Origin of the sequence: Chryseobacterium aurantiacum (assembly GCF_003020585.1) — a bacterium.
Lineage (GTDB): Bacteria > Bacteroidota > Bacteroidia > Flavobacteriales > Weeksellaceae > Chryseobacterium > Chryseobacterium aurantiacum.
Genome location: NZ_PXUE01000001.1, coordinates 1,164,234 through 1,184,825 on the forward strand (window position 1 = coordinate 1,164,234; position 20,592 = coordinate 1,184,825).

At 35.1% G+C, this 20,592-nt stretch carries 16 protein-coding genes; 6 read left to right on the forward strand and 10 right to left on the reverse strand.

All coding sequences use genetic code 11. The annotated features are described in order from the left end of the window. Nucleotides 1–47: 47 nt before the first annotated feature. Entirely contained in the window at nucleotides 48–929 is an 882-nt protein-coding gene (locus tag C7D53_RS05190; RefSeq protein ID WP_106915295.1) for a hypothetical protein, read from the reverse strand. 405 nt (nucleotides 930–1,334) lie between these two features. Between C7D53_RS05190 and C7D53_RS05195 the strand changes: the two genes are divergently transcribed. The 4 genes from C7D53_RS05195 to C7D53_RS05210 all read left to right on the forward strand — a co-directional run bounded on the left by C7D53_RS05195 (nucleotide 1,335) and on the right by C7D53_RS05210 (nucleotide 6,309). Then, nucleotides 1,335–1,598, forward strand: coding sequence for a hypothetical protein (locus C7D53_RS05195; protein ID WP_228422188.1), 264 nt, complete (start codon nucleotides 1,335–1,337; stop codon nucleotides 1,596–1,598). A gap of 228 nt (nucleotides 1,599–1,826) precedes the next feature. Next, nucleotides 1,827–3,215, forward strand: a complete 1,389-nt coding sequence (gene lpdA / locus C7D53_RS05200; protein ID WP_106915297.1) for a dihydrolipoyl dehydrogenase — start codon at nucleotides 1,827–1,829, stop codon at nucleotides 3,213–3,215. 97 nt (nucleotides 3,216–3,312) lie between these two features. Beyond that, nucleotides 3,313–5,256 carry a S9 family peptidase gene (locus C7D53_RS05205; RefSeq protein WP_106915298.1) on the forward strand — a complete coding sequence of 648 codons (1,944 nt, stop codon included), beginning with the start codon at nucleotides 3,313–3,315 and terminating at the stop codon, nucleotides 5,254–5,256. 252 nt (nucleotides 5,257–5,508) lie between these two features. Then, nucleotides 5,509–6,309: a patatin-like phospholipase family protein gene (locus C7D53_RS05210; protein ID WP_106915299.1), complete on the forward strand. Its 801-nt coding sequence runs from the start codon at nucleotides 5,509–5,511 to the stop codon at nucleotides 6,307–6,309. A 56-nt stretch (nucleotides 6,310–6,365) separates the two neighbouring features. Here C7D53_RS05210 and C7D53_RS05215 read toward each other — a convergent pair whose 3' ends face one another. From C7D53_RS05215 to C7D53_RS05235, 5 genes are all read right to left on the reverse strand, one after another. Then, a complete protein-coding gene (locus C7D53_RS05215) occupies nucleotides 6,366–6,806 on the reverse strand; it encodes a hypothetical protein (RefSeq protein ID WP_162926086.1) in 441 nt (146 codons plus the stop codon). A gap of 360 nt (nucleotides 6,807–7,166) precedes the next feature. Beyond that, nucleotides 7,167–7,871, reverse strand: a complete 705-nt coding sequence (locus C7D53_RS05220; protein WP_106915301.1) for an ABC transporter ATP-binding protein — start codon at nucleotides 7,869–7,871, stop codon at nucleotides 7,167–7,169. 80 nt (nucleotides 7,872–7,951) lie between these two features. Further along, entirely contained in the window at nucleotides 7,952–8,512 is a 561-nt protein-coding gene (locus tag C7D53_RS05225) for a hypothetical protein (RefSeq protein ID WP_106915302.1), read from the reverse strand. A 357-nt stretch (nucleotides 8,513–8,869) separates the two neighbouring features. Further along, nucleotides 8,870–9,562 carry a LytR/AlgR family response regulator transcription factor gene (locus tag C7D53_RS05230; RefSeq protein WP_106915303.1) on the reverse strand — a complete coding sequence of 231 codons (693 nt, stop codon included), beginning with the start codon at nucleotides 9,560–9,562 and terminating at the stop codon, nucleotides 8,870–8,872. Continuing rightward, nucleotides 9,555–10,619, reverse strand: a complete 1,065-nt coding sequence (locus C7D53_RS05235; RefSeq protein ID WP_106915304.1) for a sensor histidine kinase — start codon at nucleotides 10,617–10,619, stop codon at nucleotides 9,555–9,557. Before C7D53_RS05235 ends, C7D53_RS05230 begins: the two co-directional genes overlap by 8 nt. Before the next feature lie 182 nt (nucleotides 10,620–10,801). Here C7D53_RS05235 and C7D53_RS05240 point away from each other — a divergent pair, with 182 nt between their 5' ends. Next, a complete protein-coding gene (locus C7D53_RS05240) occupies nucleotides 10,802–11,923 on the forward strand; it encodes an acyltransferase family protein (protein WP_106915305.1) in 1,122 nt (373 codons plus the stop codon). 328 nt (nucleotides 11,924–12,251) lie between these two features. On the opposite strand, the gene C7D53_RS05245 is transcribed toward C7D53_RS05240, so the two are convergent. Then, complete coding sequence (locus C7D53_RS05245) at nucleotides 12,252–13,289, reverse strand: serine hydrolase domain-containing protein (protein WP_106915577.1); 1,038 nt, start codon at nucleotides 13,287–13,289, stop codon at nucleotides 12,252–12,254. Between the two features lie 4 nt (nucleotides 13,290–13,293). Further along, nucleotides 13,294–14,187, reverse strand: coding sequence for a class A beta-lactamase (gene bla / locus C7D53_RS05250; RefSeq protein ID WP_106915306.1), 894 nt, complete (start codon nucleotides 14,185–14,187; stop codon nucleotides 13,294–13,296). Nucleotides 14,188–14,858: 671 nt separating this feature from the next. Between bla and C7D53_RS05255 the strand changes: the two genes are divergently transcribed. Continuing rightward, entirely contained in the window at nucleotides 14,859–15,413 is a 555-nt protein-coding gene (locus C7D53_RS05255) for a hypothetical protein (protein ID WP_106915307.1), read from the forward strand. A gap of 86 nt (nucleotides 15,414–15,499) precedes the next feature. On the opposite strand, the gene C7D53_RS05260 is transcribed toward C7D53_RS05255, so the two are convergent. Next, a complete protein-coding gene (locus C7D53_RS05260; RefSeq protein ID WP_106915308.1) occupies nucleotides 15,500–16,963 on the reverse strand; it encodes a RagB/SusD family nutrient uptake outer membrane protein in 1,464 nt (487 codons plus the stop codon). Between the two features lie 9 nt (nucleotides 16,964–16,972). Next, nucleotides 16,973–19,927, reverse strand: coding sequence for a SusC/RagA family TonB-linked outer membrane protein (locus C7D53_RS05265; RefSeq protein WP_106915309.1), 2,955 nt, complete (start codon nucleotides 19,925–19,927; stop codon nucleotides 16,973–16,975). Nucleotides 19,928–20,592: the final 665 nt, after the last annotated feature.

A 20,592-nucleotide genomic window follows, 5' to 3' on the forward strand; every position in this document is an offset into this window, starting at 1 on the left:
ACTTTAAAAGCAGCCTTTTGTGATATTTGAATATATGATTAAAGTCTCTAATATTTCCTAGCCAGTAAAAGATTCAGCAAGAAAGTCCCTGTCCAGTTACTGTTATTGGTTCCGTTAGTTCCAATAAAGTCTACACGGGCCACAGACACTGTAAGTCTGGTTCTTCCACCCGTACCGTTATTGGCAAGACTTACAAAGGATGCTGTAAATACATCAGGGAAACTGGAATTATTTCCTGCTGTAAGAATAGGGTACATATTGGTTACATTAAAGGGGGTGCCTTGATACTCATAGACAATAGTCATCCTACTTGTATTAGAATAAGAAGCGGTATGAGCATTGTTTACTGAAGTTTTGCTGATCACCCACCATATGTCCGTTCCCGTTCCGGTATCATAAGTAGTAACCGTATGATTTGTCCAGTCATTAACGCCCGGTGATCCGTTTCCATGAGGCGGAATGGATACCTGTGCTCCATAAATTTCTACGTTACTAGGCTTAGGAAGAACGGTAAATGATAGATCCCACGTTCCACCAGTAGTATTACTATTATTCACCACCTCCGCATAGGCTCCTGTTGGAATTACAAATGAAGCAACCGGTGTATTGTCAATCCTTAGTGTATTCCCACTGGATGCCTGAAGGGTAATACCAAATGTTGATATGTTCTTAATTTTATAAATCCTTCCCGTGTAGCTTGTAGTTCCTGTTCCTATCACAGGAAGAGTGAACGTCGCATTATTTGTTCCATTATAAGTTATATAATGATCAGTAGGCAATATAGTATAGCTTGTGGCTGTAACCTGGCTATAACCTGCCCTCAATGAACCGTTGATTGCTAAAGTACTGTTAGGAGTTGTGGTGTTAATACCTACTTGTGCATTTAATGAAATGACTCCAAGAAATAGAAGCAAGATGTATTTTTTCATTACATTTTTATTTTTAATTGGGTTCTGGCAAAATTATAAAAAAAACAGCCGAAAAATACACTGGTAAGTGATATTTTGTGTTTTTTTAACATAAATCTCTATATAGTGATGTGACTTATGTCGTTTTAAATCTGATTGTTAAAAACTTATAATCCTGTATTGTACAGCAAATAATGAACATCGAAATTACATTAGCCTTCATAATAATTAGACTATTTTTTCATGTACTTTTTATAGTAAGTTTAGATCAATATTGTAAGTTTATCAGCAGAATAATTGGTACCATGTTTACCTGCATTATAATTTGTAAAAAAGATATTGGTACGATATATGTACATTTTATGTAAACCAGAATGAATTTAATAGATAATAAATTGATTAAAAGCATTCAAAAATATGAACATTATGAAAAAGTTATTAATTTCAACGGTATTATTATTAGGTTTATCAATGAGTGTTTCTGCCCAAAAACGTCCGCCAGAACCTCCACATCCTTCCAAAAGCGAATTGGTAAATATTAAAATGCAGGAGCTTACCAAAAAATATAATGTTGAGAAAAAATTGATTCTTAATCATCCACTTGCCACCAAACAGATGAAGAGAGATCAGATGAAAGCCTTAAATCAAAGATTTGCCACCGAAAAACGATTGCTTAGACAGGCTAAATAACACCGTTTTTTTGCAGTTTTTAAAATTGAAAACAACCGTTTTTATAATTTTGATTTTGAGAATTTCTCAATATAAAATAAAGTTTATTGAAAGAGAACGCCTTTTGTGTTCTCTTTTTTTATTTAAAATTGAATAAAAACAACCATGTTTGTGCATTTAAAGATCAATTTGTAGAAACATGAAACATCCAATATTTTTCCTTAAATTCGCATAAAAATTTTTAAAGTAATGAATTACGATATTATTGTCATTGGAAGTGGTCCTGGTGGATATGTTACTGCAATCAGAGCAGCACAATTAGGTTTCAAAACCGCAATTATCGAGAAAGAAAACTTAGGTGGAATTTGTCTTAACTGGGGATGTATCCCGACTAAGGCTTTGTTAAAATCTGCTCAGGTTTTTCATTATATCAACCATGCTGAAGATTATGGATTAAATAAAGTGGAAGCTAGCTTTGAATTCCCGAATGTAATTCAGAGAAGCCGTGGTGTTGCCAGCAAAATGAGCAAAGGAATCGAGTTCTTGATGAAAAAGAACAAGATTGACGTAATTCTTGGTACTGCAAAAGTACAGAAAGGTAAAAAAGTTTCTGTTACAGATAAAGATGGTAAAGTAGTTGAATATTCTGCAAGCCACATCATTATTGCAACCGGTGCGCGTTCAAGAGAATTGCCAAACTTACCACAGGATGGTAAAAAAGTAATTGGATACAGACAGGCATTATCTCTTCCTGAGCAGCCAAAATCTATGATTGTTGTAGGTTCTGGAGCTATCGGAGTAGAATTTGCTGATTTCTATAATACAATGGGAACAAAAGTAACTGTTGTAGAATTTATGCCAAACATCGTTCCTGTAGAAGATGAAGAAATCTCTAAACACTTAGAGAAATCTCTGAAAAAATCAGGAATTGAAATCATGACAAACGCTTCTGTAGAAAGTGTTGACACTTCAGGAGAAGGAGTAAAAGCAAACGTAAAAACGGCTAAAGGAAACATTACTCTTGAAGCTGATGTATTATTATCTGCTGTAGGTATTGCTGCCAACATCGAAAACATTGGTTTAGAAGAAGTAGGAATCCAGACAGATAAAGGTAGAGTTTTGGTAAACGAATGGTACGAAACTTCAGCACCTGGTTACTATGCAATCGGAGATATCATCCCAACTCAGGCATTGGCTCACGTTGCTTCTGCAGAAGGAATCACTTGTGTTGAGAAAATCAAAGGAATGCATGTTGAGAAAATCGACTATGGCAATATCCCTGGATGTACATACTGTCACCCTGAAGTAGCTTCTGTAGGTCTTACTGAAAAGCAGGCTAAAGAAAAAGGATACGAAATTAAGGTTGGTAAATTCCCTCTATCTGCAAGTGGTAAAGCTACTGCTAACGGAAATACAGATGGTTTCATCAAAGTAATTTTCGATGCTAAATATGGAGAATGGTTAGGATGCCACATGATTGGTGAAGGAGTAACTGATATGGTTGCAGAAGCTGTAGTAGCAAGAAAACTGGAAACTACAGGTCACGAAATCATCAAGTCTATTCACCCTCACCCAACTGTTTCTGAAGCTATTATGGAAGCAGCAGCAGCAGCTTATGGTGAAGTGATTCACATCTAAAATGAAAATAGGAGGACATCCTCTCTTTTATAATAAAACCACAGATTTTCTCTGTGGTTTTTTTGTGAAAAATAACTAATTTCGGTAAAAATTTAACATGAGAAATAAATCCATCATAGCCCTTTTTATGCTTGCAGGGATACTTGCCCAGGCACAAAATAAAAATGAATTTGTAACTCCCAATGAAAATCTCGTTGCAGAAAATATATTACCGATTCCAAAATCTTTAGGACAAGCCATTAAAAAATACTCAGAAGGTAGAAATGCAAGTCTTGCAGATATTCATCCTAACGGTAAAGAGATTCTTGCAGTGACGCGTTTTGGATCTACGAATCAACTGCATAAGATTATCACACCAATGGGTGCAAGAAAACAGATTACATTCTTTGAAGAACCTGTGAATACTGCCTCCTATGAACCTACAAAAGGAGAATATCTTGTTTATTCAAAAGATACGGGCGGTAATGAATTTGGACAGCTGTACAGCCTGAATCTGAAAACAATGGAGTCTAAACTTCTTACCGATGGCGGAAGGTCTCAAAATGGCGGAATTACCTGGAAAAAAGATGGTTCCGGGCTTTATTTTACTTCCACCAAAAGAAATGGAGGAGATCGTGATATTTACTACATGAATCCGCTAAAACCGGAAGAAACACAACCAATTCTAGAACTGAAAGGCGGTGGCTGGGGAATCAATGATATTTCAGAGGATAATAAAAAACTATTGATCACAGAATATGTCTCTGCTAACGATTCCTACCTATACATCTACGATTTGGAGAAGAAAAAGCTAGAACCTGTTACAGATCGAAAAGAAAAAGGAATTGTTCAGCTTAATGCCTCTTTCGGGAAAAATCCGGATGAAATTTACTACGTTACAGATCGTGACAATGAGTTCAGCCGACTGGCCATTTTTAATTTAAAAACTAAAAAAAATAATTATCTGACGAGCTCCATTCCATGGAATGTTGAAAGTTATGATTTATCTAAAGATAAGTCTAAGCTTACTTTTATTACCAATGAAAGTGGGATCAATAAACTGTATATTTTGGATACAAATACACAGAAATATGCAGCAGTGAGTAAAATTCCTGTTGGGCTTATAGGAGGAGGTAAGTTTTCCGGAGATGGAAAAACGGTTTATTTTTCACAATCAACGGCCAATTCCGGTTCAGATATCTATAAAATGAATCTTGCTTCTCAGAATATTGAAAGATGGACGGAAAGTGAGCTGGGAGAAATGCAGCCCGCAGATATGGCTATTCCAAAATTAATTGATTGGAAAAGTTTTGACGGAATGAAGATTACAGGTTTTTATTATCCTGCACCCGCTAAATTTACAGGAAAAAGACCTGTTTTAATTTCTATTCATGGAGGACCGGAAGGACAATCAATGGCCAATTCTTTGGGAGGTTCCAATTATTTCTCGAATGAAATGGGAATTGCCCTGATCTATCCCAACGTGAGAGGATCCTCAGGATTTGGAAAAACTTATATCGCGGCAGATAACGGATATTTGAGAATGAACTCTGTAAAAGATATTGGAGCTTTATTAGACTGGATTGCTCAGCAGCCAGAACTGGATAAGGATAGAATTATGATTACAGGAGGCAGCTACGGCGGATTTATGACGCTGGCTACAGCGTATGAATATGCGGATAGAATCAGATGTTCTATGGATGTGGTAGGTATTTCGGATTTTAATACATTCCTTAAAAATACAGAAGAATACAGACGTGATCTAAGAAGAGTGGAATATGGTGATGAAAGAATTCCTAAAATGGCCGAGTTTTTCACCAAGATTGCTCCTCTGAATAATATTGACAAGATTAAAAAACCAATGTTCATTGTACAGGGAACCAATGATCCAAGAGTTCCGGTTTCTGAAGCTATCCAAATGCGTGATAAACTGAAAGGACAAGGGAAAACAGTATGGTACCTTGAAGCCAAAAACGAAGGCCATGGATTCAGGAAAAAAGAAAATGTAGATTTTCAACGCTTGGCAATGATTAGATTTATGCAGGAATATCTGTTGAAATAATACCATCAGACTAAAAATATAGGCCTAAAATGGAATACGCTCATGAATATTGATGGGCGTATTTTTTTGTTTTATATGACAGTTTTGTATCAAAAAACAAAAGTATTTTATGATTAGTTAAGTTAAGTAATTTTAAAAAAAGGATTATTTTCATTCGTTATTAAAAACAAGATTATGTTAAAATAACTTTAAAATCGGCATATTTATAAAAATTAACCTCATTATATCGAGTCGTTTTCATACATTTATTCAATGAATTTTGAGAAAGTAGGACTAGTTTTGTCAGGCGGCGGTACCAAAGGAATCGCTCATGCAGGGGTATTAAAATTCTTAAATGAAAAAAATATAGAAATAGATACACTTTCGTGCTGCAGTGCAGGCTCTATCGTGGGATGTCTTCACGCTATCGGAAAAACACCAGATGAAATACTGGATTTTTTCAATTCTGTCTATTTTTTCAATTGGAAGCATTTTGCTTTTAACCAGCCGGGATTGGTTTCCTCAGTTATTTTCAGAAACTATTTGAGACCTATTTTTCATGAAATGAAATTGGGTGATCTGGATATTGATGTTAAAATCGTAGCTACAGAACTGGTAGGCGGGACCCAGAAAATTTTTGACAAAGATTTTGAAGTGGTTGATGCCATTATCGCCTCATGCTCTATCCCCGGAATTACAACTCCTTACATTATTGGAGAGGAAATGTATTGTGACGGAGGCGTTCTGAATAATTTTCCTGCCGATATCATCAGGGATGAGTGTGATAAGCTTATTGGGGTGTTTGTATCACCACCCAATGAAGCCAAGATTAAGGATCTGAACTCCATTAAAGCCATTGTCTCCCGTTCTTATGATCTACTTTCCTACAGAATAGAAAAAGTAAAATTCGATTATTGTGACTGGTTTATATCTTCCCAAAAGTTGGCTACCTACGGCACCTTTGAACGCGGAAAAGACCGTTTGGAACAGATTTTTAATATCGGATATGAAGCGGCCAAAGAAAGTTATGATGGCAGTCGTTTTATGATAGGACTAAGCCAATCCGGTGCCTAATAAAAGATGCCGGAAAAGATATTTCTCTTCCAGCATGTATTCAAACTAATCTTATATTAATTTTTTACTACCTGTCCGTCCTGACGAACAATTTCCTGATCATTTGTATCATAAACAACCAATGTATAAGGTGCTTTTTTGGCTGAATCCGTAAGGTAATTTCTCCATACCTGATAGTTGTGCCCCTCATTATTAAAGCTGATATAATAATTTCCTCCTGTTCCATCAGGAATTAGCTCGCCATTACTGATAATCATGCTTGGTTTAGCAGTTATTTTTGCACCCGCATTCCAGGATTGATAAAGATATCTGCCATTAGGCTGCTTATCTATTCTAATCTTAAATTTTTTGGTTTTAATGATTACCGTTTTGGGTATTTTTTGAAAAGCAGGATGATAAGAAATGGAGTTGCTTTTTAAATCATTCGGGATTTCCTTGGCGTACACAAAAGAAAACTGAGCTAAAGTAAATGCTCCTAATAAGAAATACTTAATCATATTATAATGGTTATTGGTTAACATTTCAAACATCATCAAATATGACACCATTTTTTTGGAATTATGATGATGAAAAAGTTAATGCAAAAACTTCTCCATTATATTTACCTTTTCGGATGGAGAATGTTTTTAGATTATAATATTTTTTTTAAACTATGTAATGTATGATACTTACTGATTATCGATGAGTCTTTACCTTGATCTGTAAAAATTATTATCTCGTAGATCTGGCAGATTAAGCAGATTTTTTTAATGTAAAAAATAAAGTGATTAAAATCTATTACGTTGAAAAGAGATCTTATCTGCTTTTCATATGAAAAACAGACCTTATATAGTCTTAATAATTTAAAATCTGTTATTTTAATTTGAAACGGCAGTATAGCTGGCAAAGGCCTCTTCCAGACTGTTGAATTTACCCTTGAACTCATCTATAGGGCAGTCCTGAAGAATATTTCCTTTATGAATAAGAATAACTCTTGAGCAAAGTGCCTCCACTTCCTGCATAATGTGGGTGGAAAGTAAAACTGTTTTTTGCTGGCCAATTTCTTTTACCACATTTCTGATTTCCAGAATTTGATTAGGATCCAATCCGTTGGTAGGTTCATCGAGAATTAACAGATCCGGTTGATGAATGATAGCCTGGGCCAAGCCAACACGCTGTTTATATCCTTTTGAAAGCTGGCCAATTTTTTTTGATTTTTCAGGAGTAATTCCTACCAGTTCAATCACTTCATCTACTCTGGATTCCGATATTTTATGAATGTTGGCTACAAACTGAAGATATTCTTTTACATACATTTCCAGATAAAGCGGATTGTTTTCAGGAAGAAAACCTATTTTTTTCTTACTCTGGATTTCATTTTTGGAAATATTCAAGCCATTAAAAATAATCTCTCCCTGATCAATTTTCAGTGCTCCTACAATGGATTTCATCAATGTTGATTTTCCGGCACCGTTGGGACCAAGAAGACCGATAATCTCATTTTTGTCAATAGAAATATTGATATTGTTTAGGGCAGTCTGTTCACCAAATTTTTTGGTTAAATTGATTATCTGAAGCGGCATAATTTTTAATGTCTTTCTGCAAAAATAAAATAAAAAAACTCATTCGATGGAATGAGTTTCGCAATATTTTTAAATTATAATTATTTTCTTGCTTTTTTCTTGCTTCCACCAGAGGCCGGGGTTGCAGTAGAAGCCGTATTGGTACCTTTTGTAGCTGTGCCTTGGTTAATGGCAGCAGGCTTGTCATACATAGAATACTTACCGTTGGTTCTTCCAAAAATTTTATCAACCTGCTTTTGCGTTAGAAACTGTGATTTTCCAACGTATTTACGGTTTTTGTTGATGTATTGGATAAATTGTACGGTTGGCTGGCCATAGTTCTTTTCATAATGAAGCTCAATAATGTCATTGGGAAGGTCCAATACTACATTTTCTTCAGGAACAGATATAAAACCATCTAGAATAAGTTTATATAGCCCTGCAACGTCTCCATTCAGGTTTTGAAATGAAAAAGATCTAATCGTATTCAGGTTGCTGGTGTTCAGGTCCTGGTAGTTGATCGTAAATTTGTCTTCTTTTTTATATAAACCAACAGAGTTATCTTTGCCAATTTCTACCAAACTTACATTTTTCAACACTTTAATCTGAGAGGGAACCGAAATACCGAACATGAATGTAATAAATAAAATTATTTTTCTCATATAATGAATTTTAATGTTTTTTATAAAAATATGGACATAAATTTACTAATAAAAAAGCTAAAAAGCAATTCTAGTCAATTGTACAAAAGTAATGATTTTTTTAATATCAATAAGAGGTTTAAGATGGGTTAAATAGTAATTTTTTGTAATTAACTATTTGTTAATCAGTTTGTTGTATGTGTTTTTAATGAAAATATTTCTCTTTTGGTATCTTGGTAATTTTGAATGTAATGTCTTGAAAAGCAGTTTAAGAAAACTTCTTTTTAATTGTAAAAGTCCTTTAAAGAAATATTGAAAGTGGCGAAATTTTAGAACTAAATATAAATGATGTATTGATAATTGATTATTAATAAACGGCTATAATATTTTGTTTTTTAATATAAAAGATATAAAAGTATCAAATTCTTGTTTATAACTCCTTCCGACCGGAATCTTATGATTTCCCAGATGAACTTCATTATTATTGTAAGCAGAAACAAGTTCTATATTGATCATAAAAGAACGGTGAATTCTTACAAAACCTTTTGTAGCCAGGGCAAGTTCCAGTTCCGTTATTTTACTTTTTGAGATAAAACTTACACCGGATGCCATTGTCACCTTAATGTCATTTCCCTGACTTTCGATATAAACAATTTCAGAAAGTGCAAGCTTCCGATGCATCCCCTCTGTTTTTAGAATAATAAAATTATCCTTAGAATGAGAGCTTCTTAAGATACGTTCCACAGATTTGAAAAAGCGTTCAAAGGTGATCGGTTTTAAAAGATAATCTATAGCTTCCAGTTCAAAACCTTCAATGGCAAAATCACGATATGCAGTTGTAAAAATGGTTTTTGGTTTTTGAGAAAGGGATCTTAAAAAATCAATTCCGTTTAAGTGAGGCATATGAATATCAAGGAACATCAGATCTACCGTCTGGTTCTGAAGTAATTTATAGGCTTCCATGGCATTTTCGGCTTTCCCAACCAGTTTAAAATGGTCGATCTTGGAAATATGGTTTTCCAGTAAGGTTGCTGCCAGAGGTTCGTCATCTACAATGATACAGTTAATCATAGTGTGCAGGAGTGATTATTTCAACGTTAAAAATATTGTTTTCCTGAGAAATATTGAAGATAAAATGTGTCTGATAATGATATTGCAGCTGCCTTCTTACATTTTGCAGTCCAATTCCTTTTTCATTATTGCTTTCATTACTCTCAAAGGTGTTTTCAATTTTAAAAATAGCCTGCTTTTGAGTGGTTTCTACTTCTATTTTTATTTCTGTTGGTCCTGAACTTTTTCCGGCACCATGTTTAAAGGCATTTTCCACGAGGGTAAGATAGAGCAGTGGTGGAACGGAAGCTGTGGATTTTATTTGGATCTGTTTTGTAACTTTTAACCTTTTATCTGGATACCGAAGGCTTTCCAAAGCAATATAATGGTCAATAATAGTAAGTTCATCCGCAATAGATACCCATTTTTTCTGCCCTTTATATAAAATGTAATCCAAAATATCCGAAAGCTGGCTGATGGATTGAGAAGTCTTGTCAGAATGAGTGATTGAAAGTGAGTAGATATTATTCAGGGTATTGAACAAAAAGTGAGGGTTAAGTTGGGATTTCAATGACTTTAGCTCCAGTTCGGTCTTTTCCTTTTGCAGCTTCATGGTATTTTCCTTTTCGTCCTTATAGCGTATGATAAACATGATCGAGATAAAGATAAATGCCCCGCTGATAATTGGAAATGTATAATGCAGCAAAAGATATCCAATGTCTGTAAAGATACTTGCAAGGCTGTCCTTGGATTCGTTGATGAAAAAAGGCTCAGCCATATACACAATAAAAACCCTGTTGATCACCGAAATGGTATATAGGCTTACTACAAGAGCGATTGAAAATTCAACATACTTTTTTCGGTCAAAGAAATGAAGAATCAAAATATAATAAATATAATTGGCTCCTATAATCTGAAAAATCCAGTGGCAGAAATTGTAGATAACCAACTCCTTAAGAACTCCATCGCTATACTCACCATAGGATCTTGCAATTCCAAACAAAAATAAAGCGACCCAGAAGAATACCTGGAAGTATAGATTTTGTCTGAAATGGGTTCCTGTTCCGGTTTTCATCATCTTCAAAAATAGGAAAACTTAAAATAGAATGCATGAATAGGAAGTAAATAACAATAAAATAATGACCAATAGTACCTGTTAATATGCAGACTCCATATTTTACCATTGACATTGAATTGAATGGTTTCTGTACTTCTATTTAAAAAGCACAAAAGGATTTAACAACATTTGCAGTAAAAAATATGAGCGCAGAACGAGCTGGAAGATTTTATGGGTTAGATCACCTGAGAGCATTAGCTATTTTACTGGTTTTAATGTATCACTATCGTGCCTTTAAACATCCTGTTTGGGTTGAAACTATAGGAAAGTTTGGCTGGACGGGTGTTGATTTGTTTTTTGTTTTAAGTGGTTTTCTTATTTCAAGTCAGTTATTTAGGGAAATGGAAGGTAGGGGAGCTATCCGTTTGAAAACATTTTATATCAAACGTTTTTTTAGAATTTTTCCCTCCTATTTTTTTACTGTTTTACTCTATTTTACCATACCTTTTTTCAGAGAAAGGGAAGCATTGCCGCCTTTATGGAAGTTCATCACATTTACTCAGAATTATGGCTTGGATGTCATTGATCAGGGCACATTTTCTCATGCGTGGTCTTTGTGCATTGAAGAGCAGTTTTATCTTGTACTTCCTTTACTGATTTTGGTTTTAGCCTCTACAAAAATGTTTAAATATCTTGCTGTTTTAATCATTTTTTTAATTGTTTTTTCAATGATGCTAAGATGGGTAGCATGGGATGGAGCCATTGCTGCTCTGGATTATAATTCTTTGGAATTCTGGCGCTCATGGTACATGAAGATATACTATCCGACCCATACAAGGTTGGATGGACTGGGGACAGGTGTTTTGATTGGGTATTTAATGCAATATTCTTCATCTTTTAAAAATATGGTTCATTGTCAGGGAAATAAACTCTTTCTGTTAGGGATTGTGTTATTGGGTTTTTCATTTTGGATATGCAATGAACAAGGTTCAAAGAATGCTTCTGTATTTGGGTTTACGCTGGTGGCTGTTAGCTATGGCATGATCGTTATGTCTGCTATTTCAAAGTCTTCATTTCTTTCACGGAGGAAGTTTTACATTAGCTCACAACTGGCAGCCTTGTCTTATGCTATTTACCTTTCACATAAAGGGATTATTCATATTGTTCAGGATATTTTTGACCGTTTTGGCATTCAGACTTCGGATAATGTAGGTTTGATTGTCTGTTTTCTAGCCTGTATTTCGGGTGGCATTGTGTACAGGTTTGTAATTGAAAAGCCTTTTTCAGTGATTAAATCAAAAGTATTGAAAGATAATTCTCTGTAATTTATTTTAAAAAAAATGGATCAATGCAAAGGTGCAGGGAATTTTTAATGGCTTACTCTTTTTAAGGCGCAAGAAAATCCTTGATTTTCAGCAAGGATTATGAATGGTTTTAGTTTAAATGAAATGATTAGAACCTAAAATATGCAATATTTAATTTTATCGGAGGTGAAATCTTTGCGCCTTATCAAGGTCATTTGTTTCAGAATCTTAGTGTTTTTTCCAGCAATCCTAAAAATTTGATAGGAAATAAAATATTTGAAGTAAGAAAAAGGCAGCCCCAAATAGAAACTGCCTTTTTTATGCTGTTGTTGATGATATACTGTCAGAGCTATTTTGCAGTTATACTTTTCAGAACTGCATTTTTGATGGCAGCTTCTTTAAAACTCCAATGTTCACTGTTTTTTGGCATTTGATTTTCAAGAACAATTAAACTGGTATCTGTGGACGGAAAATATACATTGAGGCATGTAAATCCGTCGCCAAGACCCGTTACGGCGTAATAATCAAGGCCAGATTCCTTAATGAAACGTATATTGTAGCCAAACCCCATGCTTTCTTTTCCGAAAACATTGTGTTGGGACACAGTAGATGGGGTAAGAATTAAATTTTGAAATTTTGGAGAAAGAAGTTTTCCTTTAAACAGTGCCTCATCCCATTTTGCAAGATCCTGAACCGTGGAAATAACTCCTGCTGCAGGAGCAATGTCATCATTTAAAAAGGAATTTTCAACCTTCTTGAATTGATTGTTCTCACTCATATAACCGGGAACAAGAGATTGCTTGTTTGTAGTGTTATAAATAAATGTTTTCTCCATTTTTAACTTTTTAAAAAGAGAGTTCGCCAGCTCTGTAAAGCTTTTACCCGTTGTGTTTTTAAGAATTTCTCCTAAAAGCATATAGGACAGGTTTCCATATTTGAATTGTGAACCTGCTTTGAATGAGACCGGTTTATTCAGATCAACAATTCCGTGGGTATGATTCAGAAGGTGGTGAATGGTTACTGAATCTGCCCAAGACTGGGTAATGGCAGGTATGTATTTTTTGATAGGGGTCTGTAGGTCAAGCTTTCCCTGTTCTGCAGCCAGTAGAATCAAAACAGCAGTAATTTGCTTTGAGTTTGACATGACTTCAAACTGATCGTCTGCTTTTAGGGGAATCTTTTTATCGAAATCCATATAGCCATTTGCTTTCAGGTATTTTGTTTTTCCATTTTGAGAAACCAAAACAACACCATTGAATTTCAATGGAGTAGAAGCCGTCACTATGCTGTCTATTTGACGAGAATACAGCGTGGTTTTCTGTGCTTTTGTATTGATGGATAATAGTGCAGAAATAGTTATTGTGAGAAGTAATTTTGTTTGGGTCATGGATTTATTTTTTACTGTAATAATCATAGGTTGCCTTGGCAATATCTGCAATGATGGCTTCTGTATTATCAAAACTTTCGTAGCTATTGTGTACAAAAACAGCAATGTATATTCTTTTTTTCTCAGGAAGCTCAACGATCCCGAAGTCATTCACAGCCCCTGTCATTCCGGCATCGTTGGTAAAGGAAGTTCCTGTGCGATGCGCTATTTTAAAGTTCTTGGGAAGATGGGCCTTAAGTCTTTTGGCTCCTGATGCATTGTTAAGCATGGCAGTGTACAGCCATTTTGTATGTTCTTTGTTTAGAAGTTTTCCATTGTAGAACTGTTCGAGTAACTTTATGGCTTCGTTGGGTGTTGTTACATTGATAAATTGGGAGTCCCAATCTTTGTGCATCCCTTCTTCATCATTTTTAATGACAAATTCTTTACTATTGATGAATTTTTGAACCGTTTGGGGACCTCCAATTAATCGCAGAAGAATATCCGTTAGATTATTGTCACTATAGGAAACCATCCATTTCATTGCTTCTTCTAAAGTAAGTTCAATATTACCCTCAGGATGTTCTTTTTGAAATGGGCTCCATGTATTTTCCAGAAGTTCTTCTTTTTTGATGTAAATCTTTTGTTGAAGAGAAAGTTCACCTTTTTCTATCTGATGAAGAACGGAGAGAGCAATATGGAACTTTACAGTACTCAGCATGGGGTAAAACTTACTTCCGTTAATCTGTATGACCTCTTTTTTAGGAGTTTCCATAATGGATACCCCTACATCAGCTTTCTTACCTGCAATGATGGATTCTATTATTTTTTTTAATTCCGTATTAGTATGGGTTTGTGAAAAAAGGGGTAGACTTAAAAGTAGAATAAACAAGGTGAAAATAATTGTTCTTGATTTCATTTTGTGATGGTTATTTGCAATAATTTTTGATCTCAAATATATGTATTTCCCATTCTTTTTTTATGGTTCTTCAAGATTTTATTAATAAGTCTGTTTAAACTTAACCACAAAAGTCACAAAGGGTTTTATTTTTTTAACACTTTAGTACACTTTAGAAAGGGTAAGGAAATACTGCACAATTAAGTTCACAAAAGATGAAAATCTTTGATTTTCAACAAAACTTGAGTGTCCTTCCTTGTACACAAAGTAGATCACTTAAATAGCTTAAGTGTTTAAAAAGCTTTTGTATCTGCTTTGTGGTTTATTAAAAAAGTTTAAACAGCTTTAATAAATTTTACATACAGACTCAGGTTGCTTTTTATAATAAATTAGTGGGTCTATGATAAACCAATTAAATCAATGTTTAATGCTGGTTTCAAAATCTTTAATCATGAAAATAATGTACACGAATACGAAAAACACTTATTGAGCGTTATAAATATAGTTGTGGCTAGAATTTTTTTAGCTTTTAATTCAATAGATATAAAGAAAAGAGATTTCTATTGAAAATCAAGATTGTATAAAATGACATCATTTAAAATAAATGGTGTCATTTGTTTTTTATAAATTCATCCAACCTCCTTGAGGATCGTTTACTATTTTCAGTATGTGTAAATTTATGATCATATTCTATGAGAAATAGACCGTTGTCAGTAGTTTTTTGGTTGAATTCATTCTACCTTTCATTTTTATATTTTCGATTGTTTTGGCTTTCGGATGGAAAGGAAACGGAGGAACTTCTGACTTACAAGTATATGTTGTATTCGGTTTTTCTGGTGTATCCTTTATTTATTTTTGCCTCCTTTATTTTTTCTAAAGAATTTAAGGCTAACGTTCTGCTGAAAGGCGTTATTGGACTTTTGATTCTTTCGGGACCGGTTCTTTATTTTTACACATTCGATCTGTTTGAGCAAAAAGAACTTTTTTACGGATATGTGATTACATTAGTTCAGTGCCTTATTCAGTCATTCACGGTAAAAGATGGGGAAATGATTGCAAGAATCGCGAGTGTTTTTGCTGTAAAACTGCTGCTGTGGTTTGCAGTTTTGCTGTTGTCGATGTTTTCGCTTAAATTTTATTCAGACCGGGATATCCTTACCAATATGCTGTTTGGAGGCTTCTTCTATTTTTGTGTCGGAATTCTTGATATTTTGATTGCCCGATACAAGTTTCTCACGGAAAAGTAACCGAATTTTAATAAAAAGACACCATTTGTATTGAAATGGTGCCTTACTTGAAATATATTAAAATTGTAATTTTTGCTAATGTCTATCTATTCATTCTGTTTGATTTGCGGGTTATTATTAATCTCTTTATTTGGTATTTGGAATCTGAATTTATCCGGTGTCAGGTTAAATCTTCCAAACGTATGGTTTGTTCCTGTGTATATTCTTTCTAAAGGAGTATTAAGTCTTTTCATATCAAACCAGGCATATCCTTCACCCCAAAGCTCAATTCTTTTTTGCAGGATGATTTCATTAATCAGATCATTTCCTGTCTTAGATGATAGGTTATAGGCCTTATCTCTTTTGGAAGCGATGTCAAATAATACCTGCTTGGCTTCTGCTTCTCTTCCTTGTCTTGCAAGAGCTTCTGCTTGTACATAATATAGAGAGGAGGCTCTGAGGTAGATGTAATCTCCTTCAAAAAGGCTAGGATCCTTAAACTTCCAGCTCACATAGGCAGGATAGTTTTTGGTCTTTCCGTTAAAGGTATACTTGGCTCCCTGGCTTCCGTTGAATACCTTTTTACGGTAATCTGTTTCCGGAATGGCTTCATACAGACGCTTATCTATCAGCTTGTAGATTTGGGCAGCTCCAGCATATCCTTCATTAGTATTGTCAAACATTGAGAAAAAAGAAGCATAGTAGTTTCCGATACTCATCGTAGAAATTGTATTATGGAACCCCCAAATAACCTCAGGATTATTGATGGTGGAAAATCCTGTGGACGTGTACTCATTTTCTGTCATCAAAGCAATACCCTGTTTGCTTTCTTCAGCGTATTTTCCTGCCTTAGCATAGTCTCCGGTTTGTAGAAATACTTCAGAAGCAATGGCTTTTGCAGTTCTCTGGTCTATCTGAGCTCTGGATGGACGCGCAAAGCTATCCAGCAGTACTATGGATTCTTCTATGTCTTTAGTGATTTGTCCGTATACTTCAGATACTGTTGATCTTGGAAGTCCCTGACTAGGATTGCTGCTTGTAAGAACAAGAGGTACTCCCGGTTCGGATTGGTGTCCTTTATAATCATTGGCGTAAAAACGAACGAGATAAAAGTAGGAATAGGCTCTTAAGGCAAGGAGCTGCCCTTTAATAGCTCTGTTTTTAGAACTATTATCATTTTTTAAATCATCAAGAAGCTTATTAATTACAAATATCCTTGCATAAAAAGTGGTCCAAACGATCTCTGAGGCCGAATTGCTGGCATTGGTGGCATCATAATTATAGAACATGCCCAAATGCTGGTTTTTAGCTTGTATCACATCATTAGACATCAGGTCTGCACCTGCTTTTATAGCCATAATTCCAAAGTCGGAATGAAGAGTTGTACCTGCGGCTCCGTTGCTTCGAAGATCCAGATAGATCCCGCCCAGTATTTTTTCAGGTTTAGATTGATCGTCATTCAGCTGTTCACCAGAAATATCACTTTCCGGCAAAGTATTCAGATCATTGGCACAGCTGTTGGTAAGGAGGCTGATACCTATGGCTGCTATAAAGTATTTTATTGTTTTCATAATTTCTTTTTAAAATGTTAGTTTAAAACCAAGGGAAACACTTGATAAGAGAGAGTATTTGTATGGATCAGATACTCCTGTTAAAGAAGCTCTTGGATCATATCCCTTTCTTTTAGACCATAGATAAAGATTGTTTCCTGTCAGATAAATCTTTAATCCCGATAAGCCTGCCTGCTGAGCAAAACCATCAGGAAGCTGATATCCTAATGTAACATCCTGAAGACTGATATAATCCGATTTTATCAGATAAAGTGTTGAGTTATCATTCTGGCTAGTAGAAGTCAGGTCAACACGTGGTAAGGCTGCATTTGGGTTTTCCGGCGTCCACGTTTTATCCAGATCAGTTGTGTAATTAGAACCGTAAGTATTAGAATGGAATAAGCTTCTGTAAATATCATCATAACCATATCCGCCAAACTGGTAGGCAAAATTAACGGCCAGACTGAATCTCTTGTAGGTAATATCCGTTCCAAATCCACCGTATACCTTTGGAATTGCTGATTTTCCTGTATTATAATCGGTTGCCTCCTTGTAATTGTTGGTAATGGTTTTCTCTGCCTGTTGAGTAGTAGGATTAATGGAAGTACGGTACCATAAAGCGTCTCCATTCTTAGGATTTACCCCTGCAAACTCTTTTAAGTAATAGGTATATCTGTCCCCACCTTCAGCTAAGATGAATAACCCCGTTACAAGTCCTGTGTTTCTTTGTTCAGCAGGAAGCTTTGTGATTTTGTTTTTATAGTGAGTGGCATTTGCATAAACATTCCATTGAAGTTGTTCTGTATGAACCAAATCTACATTAATGTTAGCCTGAACTCCTCTGTTGGTCATGTCCCCGATATTCCCATACTTCACATAAGAACCCGCATTGGATATAGGCAAAGGAAGCGTATAGATCATATCTGATACCTTTCTTTCAAAATAATCAGCATTTAAATTGATTCTGTTATTTAAAAGAGAGAGCTCAAAACCGGCATTCAGGTTCTTGGAGGTTTCCCATTTTAAGTCTTTATTTCCTTGTTTTTTAAGAGAGAGAACAGGTTTGTCATCCCCAAAATTGTTGATTCCGTAGATGTCCTGATAAGCATAGTAATCCCTTGTGGTACTGTCCAGAAGGATGTTGTCATTTCCCTGCTGTCCATAAGAAACCTTTAATTTTAAGTTGCTAATGACCCTATTGTCTCTAAGGAAATTCTCTTTAGTAACGTTCCATGCCAGACCCAACCCATAAAAATTACCCCATCTGCTCTCCGGAGAAAAAACAGAAGAACCGTCCCTACGAATATTGGCATTAAAGAAATACTTACCGTCATAATTATAAAGTAACCTTGAGAAATATCCTTCCACAGCATATTCATAGCCATTTCCGGAAAGGTCTGTTATCTTTACGGCATTATCAAAAGACAATGAGTTAGGTAATAGAAGCTGCTGCTTTGTTCCGGAGAATCCCTCACTTTTTATCTTGTTTAGTTCATGACCAATAAGGATATTAAAGCTGTGCTTATCAATCTTCTTTTGATAGGTAAGCAATTGCTGATGATTCAGTGTGTACTTAAATATAGATCCCTTAGAAATAGTTCCTCCCACAGATGAAGAAGTTCCTCCCTCCGTATTTCCAAACTGAAGATTCTTTAGGTTTTCAAGATAGGCTCCAAAATTATAGGTGAAATCCAGTCCTTTAATAATTTCATAGTTTAACCCCAGATTGATATTGGCAATATTACTGGTGGTTTGAGATTTATCCTTTTGTAAATTTCCTACAGGGTTTTCAAAAACAGCATAGGATCTGGTAGCTCCATTGGGACCCTGCCCGTCACCATAGTCGTATAACGGATTTCCACCATTATCATATACCATTTGATAATTGTCATTTCTAAGAAAAACAGGATAAAAAGGAGATATATTTCTGGCAAACTGAAACGGGTTAGAAAAACCACCTGTTTCTCCAAAATTCTGTTGGCTGTAGGTATAAGAAAGGGCACTTGTTAACTTCAGCTTTGGAGTGATGGTATAATCCAGATTAGATCTTATCCCGAATCTTTCAAATCCTGAAGAAATCAGATAACCCTTGTCATCCAGATAATTAAGGGAGGTGTAAGATTTCAGCTGATCACCACTGGCATTGATTCCCACGGTGGCTTCTCTCCTTAATGCAGGCTTGAAAAGTAACTTTTTCCAGTCATCCTGATACAATAATTGAGCTTCAGGGTTAAACGATCCGTCTTGTCTTATTAACTTGTTAAAAGGAACATTATATACATTGTATCCCAGGCCGTTTAGTGCTTTAAGTGCTTCTTCATGGGGGGTATTGGCTGATGGAGTTGCTCCTGGTTGGGTTAACCTTGCAATCTCTCCAATTCTTGCCCTGTTATAATATGCAGTATAATAATCCTGAGGTGAAGTATACACTGAATAATCCTCAATGGATCTGAAATTGACTCCGGTTTTTACATCCGCTTCAATATGCAGCCCTTTGCTTTTACCTCTCTTGGTATTCACAATAATAACTCCATTGGCTCCTCTGGAACCGTATAATGCATTGGAAGAAGCATCCTCAAGAAAGGAAATACTCTCAATATCAGAGGAAGAAATGCTGTTCAGATCACCATTGTAAGGAATCCCGTCCAACACAATTAAAGGATCACTGGAAGCATTGATAGAACCAATTCCTCTCATTCTTATTGTAGGCTGAGAACCCGGTTGGCCGGAAGAAATTACCTGTACACCGGCAACCTTACCCCCAATTCCCTGAAGAACATTTCCATTTTGAAGATTAGACAGATCCTTTGTCTTTAAAGACTGTACCGATCCCGTTATTTCTTCCTTTTTCTGCTTTCCAAAAGCGACCACCACTACTTCCTTGATGGACGTCTCCTGAGAAAGACTGTCTTTTTTCTGTGCAAAGCCATATTCCGCGAATAAGAGCACGGCCAATACACCTAGTTTGCATTGTTTTTTTCTCATTATATTAATCTTAGGTTTAAAAAATTGAATGTGTGTATCACTATTTATCTTCCCAATAGGAAAAATAGATCCCCTGCCTCCTTTTTCAGGGAGGTGTTAGAAAGAAAATGTTAAAATAGAGGAGGTGTACCCGGATTAAATAGGCCTTGAGCTTATCGGGCTTTAATTCCTACAATAATGTGCATATTTCTTCGAGGATTTATCGCATCATCATTTTACACATCATAGATTCAAAACACATGTCCTTAGAAGTGATAATGTGCAGTGAAAGACCATTTTCCGTACAACACGAATGTTGAACAGATGTTATAGCCACGATAGTGTGTAGGTAAGAATTAAAGTCATTCTTATTCATGAGAATAGAGTTTATTTTTTTAACTGGGTCAAAATTATTTATTTATTCGTGAACCCCCGCAAATAGGGTATATGAGAAATATCATATAAGTCGACTAATTTAGTAGGGTAATGCGGAAATTTAAAAAATTTACCAATTTTAAGTTGATTAATATTCTGATTTACAACATATTGTGTTTTGCTTTTAAAGTGTTAAAAAAATGTCAAAAAAATTCATTTTAACACATGAATAAAAATTAATAACATTAGTCTATTGATTTTATAGACTTTTTGCGTATTTTGTAGCCCAATTACATTATAAGGGAGCTTTA

Excerpts from the sequence above, each read along its gene's own strand:
- C7D53_RS05215 (WP_162926086.1), bottom strand. The coding sequence starts at position 6,806 with ATGATTAAGTATTTCTTATTAGGAGCATTTACTTTAGCTCAGTTTTCT.
- C7D53_RS05235 (WP_106915304.1), bottom strand. The coding sequence starts at position 10,619 with ATGATGAAAACCGGAACAGGAACCCATTTCAGACAAAATCTATACTTC.
- C7D53_RS05205 (WP_106915298.1), top strand. The coding sequence starts at position 3,313 with ATGAGAAATAAATCCATCATAGCCCTTTTTATGCTTGCAGGGATACTT.
- C7D53_RS05255 (WP_106915307.1), top strand. The coding sequence starts at position 14,859 with ATGAGAAATAGACCGTTGTCAGTAGTTTTTTGGTTGAATTCATTCTAC.
- C7D53_RS05195 (WP_228422188.1), top strand. The coding sequence starts at position 1,335 with ATGAAAAAGTTATTAATTTCAACGGTATTATTATTAGGTTTATCAATG.
- bla (WP_106915306.1), bottom strand. The coding sequence starts at position 14,187 with ATGAAATCAAGAACAATTATTTTCACCTTGTTTATTCTACTTTTAAGT.
- C7D53_RS05260 (WP_106915308.1), bottom strand. The coding sequence starts at position 16,963 with ATGAAAACAATAAAATACTTTATAGCAGCCATAGGTATCAGCCTCCTT.
- C7D53_RS05245 (WP_106915577.1), bottom strand. The coding sequence starts at position 13,289 with ATGACCCAAACAAAATTACTTCTCACAATAACTATTTCTGCACTATTA.
- C7D53_RS05220 (WP_106915301.1), bottom strand. The coding sequence starts at position 7,871 with ATGCCGCTTCAGATAATCAATTTAACCAAAAAATTTGGTGAACAGACT.
- lpdA (WP_106915297.1), top strand. The coding sequence starts at position 1,827 with ATGAATTACGATATTATTGTCATTGGAAGTGGTCCTGGTGGATATGTT.
- C7D53_RS05230 (WP_106915303.1), bottom strand. The coding sequence starts at position 9,562 with ATGATTAACTGTATCATTGTAGATGACGAACCTCTGGCAGCAACCTTA.
- C7D53_RS05240 (WP_106915305.1), top strand. The coding sequence starts at position 10,802 with ATGAGCGCAGAACGAGCTGGAAGATTTTATGGGTTAGATCACCTGAGA.
- C7D53_RS05190 (WP_106915295.1), bottom strand. The coding sequence starts at position 929 with ATGAAAAAATACATCTTGCTTCTATTTCTTGGAGTCATTTCATTAAAT.
- C7D53_RS05210 (WP_106915299.1), top strand. The coding sequence starts at position 5,509 with ATGAATTTTGAGAAAGTAGGACTAGTTTTGTCAGGCGGCGGTACCAAA.
- C7D53_RS05265 (WP_106915309.1), bottom strand. The coding sequence starts at position 19,927 with ATGAGAAAAAAACAATGCAAACTAGGTGTATTGGCCGTGCTCTTATTC.
- C7D53_RS05225 (WP_106915302.1), bottom strand. The coding sequence starts at position 8,512 with ATGAGAAAAATAATTTTATTTATTACATTCATGTTCGGTATTTCGGTT.